A 9368-nucleotide genomic window follows, 5' to 3' on the forward strand; every position below is an offset into this window, starting at 1 on the left:
GCCGCCGTGACCGCTCCGCGGCCAGCGATGGAGGCGCAACGCAGCGCCGAGTTCCAGCGGATGGAACAGGCGCTGCTTGCGCGGCTCGGGTCACAGCCCGAGAGCGGGATGCACTGGCAGCAGCTCGGCGGCCTCTTCGCCCGGTCGGGCCGACATGCCGAGGCGGTGGACGCCTTCACCAAGGCCGCGACCTTCGGCGCATCGGCGCAGGCGTTGGCCTTGCCCTGGGCGCTCTCGCTCAGCGCGGTCGGCCGCCATGCGGAGGCGGTGGCGGTGCTGCAGCCGGCGCAGGCCCGCAAGCCGAAGGAGTTCGCCCTCGCCAACGCGCTCGGCGTGATGCTGAAGCGCGCCGGACGGCTGGACGAGGCGGTGTCGGTGCTGGAGGCGGCGAAGCGGCTCGACCCGCGCAGCGTCTCGCCCTGGCAGAATCTCGGCAATGTGCAGGAGTTGCGCGGCGACTTCGCCGCTGCCGCGGCTGCCTTTGCCGGCGCGCTGAAGCTCGAACCCCGCAGCGCCGAACTGTGGCGGCTGCTCGGCCGCATGCAGCGCGCGCAGGACGATGTGGAGGCGGCGCTGGGCAGCTTCGAGAAGGCCTCCGCACTCGATCCGCGCAACCGCGACGTGGCGGCGCTGCTGATCGGCCTGCTGCTCGACCGAGGTGAGACGGAGCGCGCGCTGGCGGTGGTGGATCGGCTGCGCAGCGCCCTGCCCGCCGACCCGATGGCGGAGGTGATGCAGGGGCGCATCCTTCTGCGCCTCGGCCGCGTGGCGGAAGCCGAGGCGCGGCTGGAGGCGGTGGTGGCGCGCATCCCCGGCGAGCGGACCGCCAACCTGTTGCTCGCCCGCCTGCACGGCGACGGCGACCGCCGCAAGGCCAATGAGGCCCTGGAACGCGCCTACGCCGCCGAGCCCGACAACCCCGACATCATGGATGCGCTGGTCGAGAGCCTGTCGCGCAGCCGCTACGACAGCGAGGCCGCGCATCTCGAGCGCGCCTACGAGATCGCCTGCCGCCTGATGGAACACCACCCGGACCGCGTGCAGCGCTTCGCGCGCTCCCTGCGCACGGTGTTCCAGCGCGTGCTGGATCTCGACCGGCTGGCGAAGACCGGCACGCTGGCGCAGTTGGCGCCGCACTGGGTCGCCGAGAACCGCATCTCTGCGCTGCACTACGAACTCGGCCAGGTGGAGACGCTGGAAGACCGGCTGCGCATCGTCGAATGGCACCGTGCCTGGGGCAGGCGCGAGGCGGCGGCCATCCGGCCGGTCGAGCTGCCGTCGCGTCCGGCCTATCACGCCGAGCGCAAGCTGCGCGTCGGCTTCATGTCGTCGGATCTGCGCAACCACCCCGTCAGCTATTTCGCGCTGCCGCTGCTGGAGCAGTACGACCGCGAAAGCGTGCAGGTCTGCTGCTACTCCTTCTTCGAAGGAAGCCGCGACAGCGTGCAGGAGTACATCGAGCAGAAGGTGGACGCCTTCCGCTGGTGGCCGCGCAAGCCGAGCGCACAGGTGGCCGAGGAGATCGCCCGGGACGAGCTCGATATCCTGTTCGAGCTCGGCGGCAGCACGGCGATGAACAAATTGGAGGTGATGGCGTACCGCCCGGCACGGATCGGCGCGAGCTGGCTCGGCTACCCGCATTCCGCCGGGCTGGAGGCGATCGACTACATCCTCACCGATCCCTTCATCCGCCCCGATGATCCGCGGCTGCGGATCGAGCAGCCCTTCGAGATGCCGGAGAGTTGGGTGACGCTCGGCCGCCTCGGCTTCAGCGACCGCATGCCGATCCTGGACGGCCTGCCGGAGGAGCGGCAGGGCGCGCTGACCTTCGGCACCATGAACAACCCCTACAAATACACCCTGCGCTGCGTGGATGCCTGGGCGGCGGTGCTGCGCGCGGTGCCGGGCAGCCGCTTTCTGTTCGTGCGGCCGGAGGGCGCCGCGGCCTCCTTCGTCGCCAACGCGCGCGCCGCCTTCGCGCAGCGTGACGTGGATCCGGACCGGCTTGGCTTCGTCGGCGTCCGCGGGGCGCATCTGCCGCACTACAACAGCATCGACATCGCGCTCGACAGCTTCCCGCATGTCGGCGGCACCACGACCTGCGAGGCGCTGTGGATGGGCGTGCCGACGATCACGCTGGTCGGTCCCGGCTTCCCGGAGCGGCTGTCCCATTCGAACCTCAGCAACGCCGGGCTCGACGAGTGCTGCGCCGTCTCGGTGGAGGAGTATGTCGCGAAGGCCGCGGCTCTTGCCGAGGATCGTGCGAAGCGGCGGCTGTGGCGGCACGGGCTGCGGCAGATGATCCGTGCCCGGCCGCTCGGCGACACGCAGCGCTTCGTGGACGCCTTCTTCGCGCGGGCGGCGGAGGTCTGCGCCCGATGAAGGCCGTCATCCTCGCCGGTGGCCGCGGCACTCGGCTGGCGGAAGAAACCTCGCTGCGCCCGAAGCCCATGGTGGAGATCGGCGGTCGGCCGATCCTCTGGCACATCATGAAGATCTACGCCGCGCACGGCGTGACCGACTTCGTCATCTGCCTCGGCTACAAGGGCTGGCAGATCAAGGAGTGGTTCCTCAACTACCGCCTGCATTCCTCCGACATCGCGATCGATCTCGCCACCGGCCAGGTGGAGCTGCTGCGCCCCGCCGCCGAACCCTGGCGCGTGACTCTGGTGGACACCGGCGAGGACACGATGACCGGCGGCCGCCTCAAGCGCGTCGCGCCGCATCTCGCCGGCGAGGACGATTTCTGCATGACCTATGGCGACGGCGTCGCCGATGTGGACGTCGCCGCCCTCGTCGCCTTCCACCGCGCGCATCGCCGGCTCGCGACCGTCACCGCGGTCGCGCCTCCCGGCCGATTCGGCGCGCTCAGCCGTGCCGGCGCGCGGGTGGATGCCTTCACCGAGAAGCCGCCCGGCGATGGCGGCACCATCAATGGCGGCTTCTTCGTGCTCTCGCCACGCGTGCTCGAGCGCATCGCGGGCGATGCGACGCTATGGGAGAACGAGCCGCTGACCACGCTCGCCGCCGATGGCGAGCTCCGCGCCTATGACCATCGCGGCTTCTGGCAGCCGATGGACACGCTGCGCGACCGCGAGCTGCTCGAGCGCCTCTGGGCGAGCGGCAACGCACCCTGGAGGGTGTGGTGAGCGGCGTCGCCGCAAGCTTCTGGCGCGGCAGGCGCGTGCTGGTCACCGGCCATACCGGCTTCAAGGGAAGCTGGCTCTGCCGGATGCTCGCCGCGCTCGGCGCCGAGGTGAGCGGCATCGCGCTGGACCCGGAGCCCGGGCCATCCGCCTTCGCGGCGATGCGCGTGGCAGAGGTGCTTGCCGCCGACCACCGCGCCGATATCCGCGATGCGGCCGCGCTCGCGGCGCTCCTCCGCGCGGCGCGGCCGGAGGTGGTGATCCACATGGCGGCGCAGGCCTTCGTCGGCCGCGGCTATCGCGAGCCGGCCGCGACCTTCGCCACGAATGTCGACGGCACCGTCAACCTGCTGCAGGCGCTGCGCGGCCTGCCGGGCGTCGCGGCCGCGCTGATCGTCACCTCCGACAAGGTGTACCGCAACGGCGGCACGGGGCGCCCCTTCGTGGAAGGCGACCCGCTTGGCGGCGAGGATCCCTACAGCGCGTCGAAGGCCGCCGCCGAGATCGTCGTGGCATCCTGGCGCGCCTCCTTCGCGAAGGAGCTGCCGCGGCTGGCCACCGCGCGCGCGGGCAATGTGATCGGCGGCGGCGACTTCTCGGAGATGCGGATCATCCCCGATCTCGTGCGCGCGCAGCTTGCCGGCGAGGTGCTGGTGGTGCGCCAGCCCGACGCGACGCGGCCCTTCCAGCATGTGCTCGACGTGCTGCGCGGCTACCTGATGCTCGCCGAGCGCCTGGTGACGTCGCCCGAGAGCGCGCCGCCCGCGTTGAACTTGGGCCCGCGCGACGGCGAGATCCGCGTGCGCGACCTGCTGGCGCTCTGGGGCGAGGTCCCCTGGCGCAGGGCCGAGGGGCCGGTGATGGAGGAAGCGCGGCGCCTGGCTCTGGACTCCGCGCTGGCCGCCACGGCGCTCGGCTGGCATCCGCTGCTCGACACGCCACGCGCAATCGCCGCGACCGCTGCCTGGTATGCGGCCTGGCGCGACGGCGCAGACATGGCGCGCGCGAGCGATGCGGAGATCGCCCAGGCACTGTCCACCAAGGCGCTGGCGGCATGAGCGGGAAGGCGGCGCCGGTCACCGCCTGCCGCGCCTGCGGCGGCGCACTGGGCGCGGTGTTCTGCGACCTCGGCACGCAGCCGGTCGCGAATTCCTACGTCCCGCTTGAGCGCGCGGAGGCGCCGGAGCCGCGTTTCCCGCTGCGTGCCGTGGTCTGCCGCGGCTGCCGCCTGGTGCAGCTCGACACGGTGGTGGATGCGGAGGGCATCTTCTCCGACTACGCCTATTTCTCCTCTGCCTCGGCCTCCTGGCTCGACCATGCCGAACGGTTCTGCACGGCGATGACGCGGCGGCTGGATCTCGGCGCGCGCTCCTTCGTGGTGGAGGTGGCGAGCAACGACGGCTACCTGCTGAAGAACTTCGTCGGGGCCGGCATCCCCTGCCTCGGCATCGAGCCGGCGGCGAATGTCGCGGCGATGGCGCGGGCAGCCGGCGTTCCCACCGAAACGCGCTTCTTCGGCGAAGCCTATGCGCACGAGCTGGTGGCACGGCGTGGCGATGCGGACCTGGTCGCGGCGAACAACGTGCTGGCGCATGTGCCGGCGGTGAACGACTTCGTCGCCGGGCTTTCCGTGCTCGCCGGGCCGCGCGGTGTGATCTCGATCGAGGCGCCGCATCTGGTGCGCATGGTGGATGGCGCGCAGTTCGACACGATCTACCACGAGCACTACGCCTATTGGTCGCTGCTGGCGATGGAGGCGGTGCTGGGCCGCCATGGCCTGCGCGTCTTCGATGTCGAGCGGCTGCCGACGCATGGCGGCTCGCTGCGCGTGCTGGCCTCCGCCGCCGATCGCGCGCCCTCGGGCACGCTCGCGGCGGTGCGCGCGGAGGAAGTCGCGCGCGGCCTGGCGCACGACGCCTTCTACGAAGGCTTCGAGACGCGGGTGCAGGCAACGCTGCGCGATTTCCGGGCGTGGCTGTGGCAGGCGCGCACCGCGGGGCGGCGGATCGGCGCCTATGGCGCGGCGGCGAAGGGCAACACCTTCCTCAATGCCGCCGGGGTCGGTGCCGCCGACATCCTCGCCGTGGCGGATCGCAGCCCCGCCAAACAGGGGCGGCTGCTGCCCGGCAGCCACATCCCGGTGGTGACGCCCGAGGCGCTGCTCGCGCTGGCGCCCGACGACATCCTCGTGCTGCCCTGGAACATCGGCGCCGAGATCGCCGGGCAGCTGCGTGCTGCGGGCTTCGCCGGCCGCATCCTGACCGCGGTACCGGCGATGCGGGAGCTCGCGGGTTGATCTTCCGCCCGCTGGCGATCGCGGGGCTGCTGGAAATCCTGCCGGAGCGTGCGCGCGACGAGCGCGGCGCCTTCTTCCGCAGCTACTGTGCCGAGGAATTCGCCCGCGTCGGCGTCGATTTCCGTCCGGCGCAGGTCAGCGTGTCGGAGAATCCGCGGCGGCACACGCTGCGGGGGATGCACTGGCAGCCCGCGCCCGCCGCGGAGGCGAAGCTGATCCGCTGCACCCGCGGCGCGGTGCACGACGTCGCGGTGGATATCCGCGCCGGCTCCGCCAGTTTCGGCCGCCATGCCGCGGTGACGCTCTCGGCCGAGGCAGGCAACGCCTTCTTCATCCCGGCCGGCTTCGCGCATGGCTTCCTGACCCTGACCGAGGATGCCGCGCTGGAATACATGATGGACGTTCCCTTCGTGCCCGGCCTCGGCCGCGGCCTCCGCTGGAACGACCCGGGTGTCGCCATTCGCTGGCCGGCCGCACCGGCGGTGATCTCCGCGCGCGATGCGAGCTGGCCGGATTTCGTCGCCGCCGCTGCCGATGCCTGAGCGGCTGCTGCTCACCGGCGCCAGCGGCTTCGTCGGCCGCGCGCTGGTCGCGCCGCTGCTGGCCCAGGGCTTCGAGCTGCATGCCGTCTCGCACCGCGCACCGCCGCCGGCCACGGCGATCCGCTGGCATCGTGCCGACCTGCTCGACGAAGTGGCGGCGCGGGCGCTGCTGCGCGACGTCCGGCCCGCCGTGCTGGTCCACGCCGCGTGGTATGTGGAGCACGGCAGGTTCTGGACGGCGCCGGAGAACGCGGCCTGGCTCGCAGCCTCGGAGGCTCTCGCGGCGGACTTCGCGGAGCTGGGCGGCCGGCGGATCCTGGGCATCGGCAGCTGCGCCGAATATGCGGATGCCGCCGGCGAGGACGCCCTTCCCTGGCCGGAGAGCCGCCCGATCGGCCCCGGCACGCCCTATGGCCGCGCCAAGGCGGAGCTTGCGGAGCGCCTCGCGCATTTGGGCGAGCGGCGCCCGGTTTCGGTCGCCTGGGCGCGGCTGTTCCATCTGTTCGGCGAGGGCGAGCCGCAGGGTAAGCTGGTGCCCTCCGTCGCGCTGGCGCTGCTGGCCGGGCGGGAGGCGCCTTGCGCCTCCGGCCGTCCGGTGCGTGATTTCGCTGCCACCCGCTTCATTGGTGGGGCGCTGGCCGCGGTGGCGGCGAGCGGCGTGACCGGGCCGGTGAACGTCGCCTCCGGCGAGGGCCGCACGATTGCCGAGGTCGTGCGCATCCTGGGCGAGGCCGCCGGGAGGCCCGGGCTGGTCCGTCTTGGCGCGCTGCCTGATCGTCCGGGCGAGGTGCCATGCATGGTCGCCGATGTCACACGGCTGCGGCGCCAGATCGGCTTCACGGCCGCGCCGGGGGTCGAGGCGGACCTCCGCGCCATGCTGCGACATCTGGGGGAAAACCGGGGCATGGTGGGCGCGGCAGGGATTGAACCTGCGACCCTTCGCGTGTGAAGCGAATGCTCTCCCGCTGAGCTACGCGCCCATGCCCGGGAGGCGCTGGATAGGAGGGGCGGCGGGGGGGTGTCAAGCCGGGCTTGCGGCACTGGGGAAGCGCCCGATATCCGCCCCACCATGCACCGCATCCTCGCCGCCCTGCTGCTGCTCCTGCCGCTCGCCGCGGAGGCGCAGTCGGTGCGTGCGGTCTACGAGGTGCATGCCCTCGGTTCCACCGTGCTGGAACTGGAAGCACGCTTCGAGATCACCGGCGATGCCTATCGCGTCGAGACCTCGCTGCGCACGCGGGGCCTTGCCGCGCTGATCGTCTCGGGCGAGCAGGTCGCCCAGGTGCGCGGCGCCTGGGCGGGCGCTGCGCCGCTTCCCGCCGGATTCGTCTCCGAGGGCGTCTGGCGTGGCCGCGTGCGGCGGATCGCGCTCGACTGGCAGGGCGGCGACCCGCGCATCCTGGAACTCACCCCGTCCGAGGCGGAGGAACGCGAGGCGGTGCCGGAGGCGCTGCGGCGCGGCACGGTGGACGTGCTCTCGCTGGTTGCCTCGCTCGCCCGCCAGGTGGGGCGTAGCGGGCATTGCGACCTCGCCACGCCGATCTTCGATGGCCGCCGGCGCAGCGATTTCGACACCCGCAGCGAGGGCCGCGAGATCATCCGCCCCTGGCGCGGCGCCTGGCACGGCGAGGCGCTGCGCTGCGGCTTCGAGGGACGGCTGGTTGCCGGCTTCCGCCGTGACCAGACACGCCGGGATGCCGCCGCCCCGCAGCGTGGCACGGCCTGGATCGCGGCGCCCTACGCCGGCGCGCCGGCCATCCCGGTGCGGATGGACATTCCGACACGCTGGTTCGGCACCGCAACCGCGGTGCTGCTGCGCGCCGAGCCCAGCTAGGAGCCTGTCCGAGTATTCCCCGCCCACGCCGCAGTCAGCAATTTTGATACGCGAAGGCTGTCATCGGTATCCGCTTTCACTTTCACAGACGCTATAGGAGCAAGGCTGTGTCGCCCTTTGTCGCGAATCTGCTTTCTCGGACAGGCTCCTAGCGGCCACGTTCCGGACACGGCCTCGGCGAGCAGGCCGCCGAGTAGGGCAGGCAGATCCACGACCACCAAGGGGAGTCTCGTGTCATAGCGCCCCTCCCCTTACTATTCTTGTCGCTTCCCAATCCACATTACCGGCATCCAGGCCGCGGGTGAGGCGGTGTGTGACGCGGACAGGGTGGAAGCTATCCGGCACGATCCATGCCGCTCGCTCCACCAGGGCCATGTTGTCGGAGATGCCGCTCTCCGTGAGTTTGACGACAAAGGCATCGTAGCTGCCTGCGGGAACGCTGACCCGTTCGCGGCGCAGCACCTCGAATTGGAACAGCCAAGCGCTATTGCCGCTTCTGTTACCTTCGCCAGCAAGCAGGACGGACGAGCGCTTTCCCACATCGAGGGGGAAGAGCTGCGACATCGCCGCGCCGATCCGGGCGGCGTGTTCCTGAGATAAAGACCGAAGCCCAAGCACGTCCAGGAAGCCGTGGTTGCCGCCGAACGACACGACGCAGGGGCGGCCGGGCTCGCTTCGCTGATAATGAAGCGGCGCGATCTGCTGCCCAGTATCGGACCGGCGCCGGTAGATGACCGTCCCGGGGGCGGGGCAGAAGGTCACTGGCGTGACCAGGGCGGCAGGCGGTGCGGGTGGTGGGGCGCTGCCAGTAAGGGGCGGCCAAGTCTCGCCCTGTTGGCAGCCGCCTAGGATAAGCAGTGCCCCCACCCAGGGCGGCGCGATAGACCACATGCCGTCTCCAGTTGCGATGCCGGATCATAACGCCCTATCGCTTCCTGCCGCCATAGGCGCGCGGCGGGGACGGCGTTAGCGGCGGGGCGCCGGCGGCATGGAGCCGGAACGGATCGAGATGCGACCGGGGGGGTCGCTCGTCCCTACTAGGGTCTGTTAGCGCTTAGCTCAGCGGCGGCGGATCAGGAGTGGCAACCAAGCATGACATTCACGATCACGGCGGGGACGAGGATCAGTGTTCCCGCCGCCGCAAACACCGTGCCCAGTGTTCGATCCAGCCGTAGTTCGGCCAGTTCCTCTTTGCAGACGTCTACAGCTGTCGACCGCGACGGGTAATCGGATCGCGCAATGCACTCCGTCAGGAAGGTCGGTCGAGGAGTGCGCAAAGCAAAGGCTGACGCACCAGCGGCGGCGGCCAGTGCGAGAATGACAGCCGCTACCAAGCTCCCCTTCAAGAGCATCTCACTGCTCCTCCGCTCCCGACCTGAGTGTAACTCAGCGGTCTGTTCGGATCCAATCCAAGGTGGCTGCAAGTTGCAGGACGCCGAGGAACGACGCAGCGTAAGCGGAGGCTCCGGACCCTTCGCGCCGCGGCTTGACGCTCAGGTGTTTTTCGAGGCTGCCCAGTGCCAGGGCATGAGCTCGTCGATGCGGTTCTC

9 protein-coding genes and 1 tRNA gene are annotated in these 9368 nt (G+C 71.1%); 7 read left to right on the forward strand and 3 right to left on the reverse strand.

Translation table 11 applies throughout. The features are described from left to right. Window positions 1-6 precede the first annotated feature (6 nt). From ACESM1_RS19435 to ACESM1_RS19460, 6 genes are read left to right on the forward strand one after another with little or no spacing between them, the layout of a single operon-like run. Window positions 7-2382, forward strand: a complete 2376-nt coding sequence (locus tag ACESM1_RS19435) for a tetratricopeptide repeat protein (protein ID WP_372622865.1) — start codon at window positions 7-9, stop codon at window positions 2380-2382. Beyond that, a complete protein-coding gene (gene rfbF, locus ACESM1_RS19440) occupies window positions 2379-3149 on the forward strand; it encodes a glucose-1-phosphate cytidylyltransferase (RefSeq protein ID WP_372622866.1) in 771 nt (256 codons plus the stop codon). The genes ACESM1_RS19435 and rfbF overlap by 4 nt, the downstream gene beginning before the upstream one ends. Continuing rightward, a complete protein-coding gene (rfbG, locus tag ACESM1_RS19445) occupies window positions 3146-4204 on the forward strand; it encodes a CDP-glucose 4,6-dehydratase (protein WP_372622867.1) in 1059 nt (352 codons plus the stop codon). The genes rfbF and rfbG overlap by 4 nt, the downstream gene beginning before the upstream one ends. Next, entirely contained in the window at window positions 4201-5442 is a 1242-nt protein-coding gene (locus ACESM1_RS19450) for a methyltransferase domain-containing protein (RefSeq protein ID WP_372622868.1), read from the forward strand. The genes rfbG and ACESM1_RS19450 overlap by 4 nt, the downstream gene beginning before the upstream one ends. Next, on the forward strand, window positions 5439-5984 hold the full coding sequence (locus tag ACESM1_RS19455; protein WP_372622869.1) for a dTDP-4-dehydrorhamnose 3,5-epimerase family protein: 546 nt from the start codon (window positions 5439-5441) through the stop codon (window positions 5982-5984). The genes ACESM1_RS19450 and ACESM1_RS19455 overlap by 4 nt, the downstream gene beginning before the upstream one ends. Next, window positions 5977-6933 carry an NAD-dependent epimerase/dehydratase family protein gene (locus ACESM1_RS19460; protein ID WP_372622874.1) on the forward strand — a complete coding sequence of 319 codons (957 nt, stop codon included), beginning with the start codon at window positions 5977-5979 and terminating at the stop codon, window positions 6931-6933. Before ACESM1_RS19455 ends, ACESM1_RS19460 begins: the two co-directional genes overlap by 8 nt. Here the strand turns inward: ACESM1_RS19460 and ACESM1_RS19465 are convergent. Then, window positions 6890-6964, reverse strand: a tRNA-Val gene (locus ACESM1_RS19465). The two genes, ACESM1_RS19460 and ACESM1_RS19465, sit on opposite strands and share 44 nt — an antisense overlap. Window positions 6965-7053: 89 nt before the next feature. On the opposite strand from ACESM1_RS19465, the gene ACESM1_RS19470 reads away from it, so the two are divergent. Continuing rightward, window positions 7054-7818 carry a DUF3108 domain-containing protein gene (locus ACESM1_RS19470; RefSeq protein ID WP_372622870.1) on the forward strand — a complete coding sequence of 255 codons (765 nt, stop codon included), beginning with the start codon at window positions 7054-7056 and terminating at the stop codon, window positions 7816-7818. Between the two features lie 234 nt (window positions 7819-8052). Here the strand turns inward: ACESM1_RS19470 and ACESM1_RS19475 are convergent, their stop codons facing one another. Further along, window positions 8053-8580, reverse strand: a complete 528-nt coding sequence (locus ACESM1_RS19475; RefSeq protein ID WP_372622871.1) for a hypothetical protein — start codon at window positions 8578-8580, stop codon at window positions 8053-8055. A gap of 311 nt (window positions 8581-8891) precedes the next feature. Further along, window positions 8892-9170: a hypothetical protein gene (locus ACESM1_RS19480; protein WP_372622872.1), complete on the reverse strand. Its 279-nt coding sequence runs from the start codon at window positions 9168-9170 to the stop codon at window positions 8892-8894. Window positions 9171-9368 lie beyond the last annotated feature (198 nt).

This window comes from Falsiroseomonas sp. (assembly GCF_041690465.1).
Taxonomy (GTDB): domain Bacteria; phylum Pseudomonadota; class Alphaproteobacteria; order Acetobacterales; family Acetobacteraceae; genus Falsiroseomonas.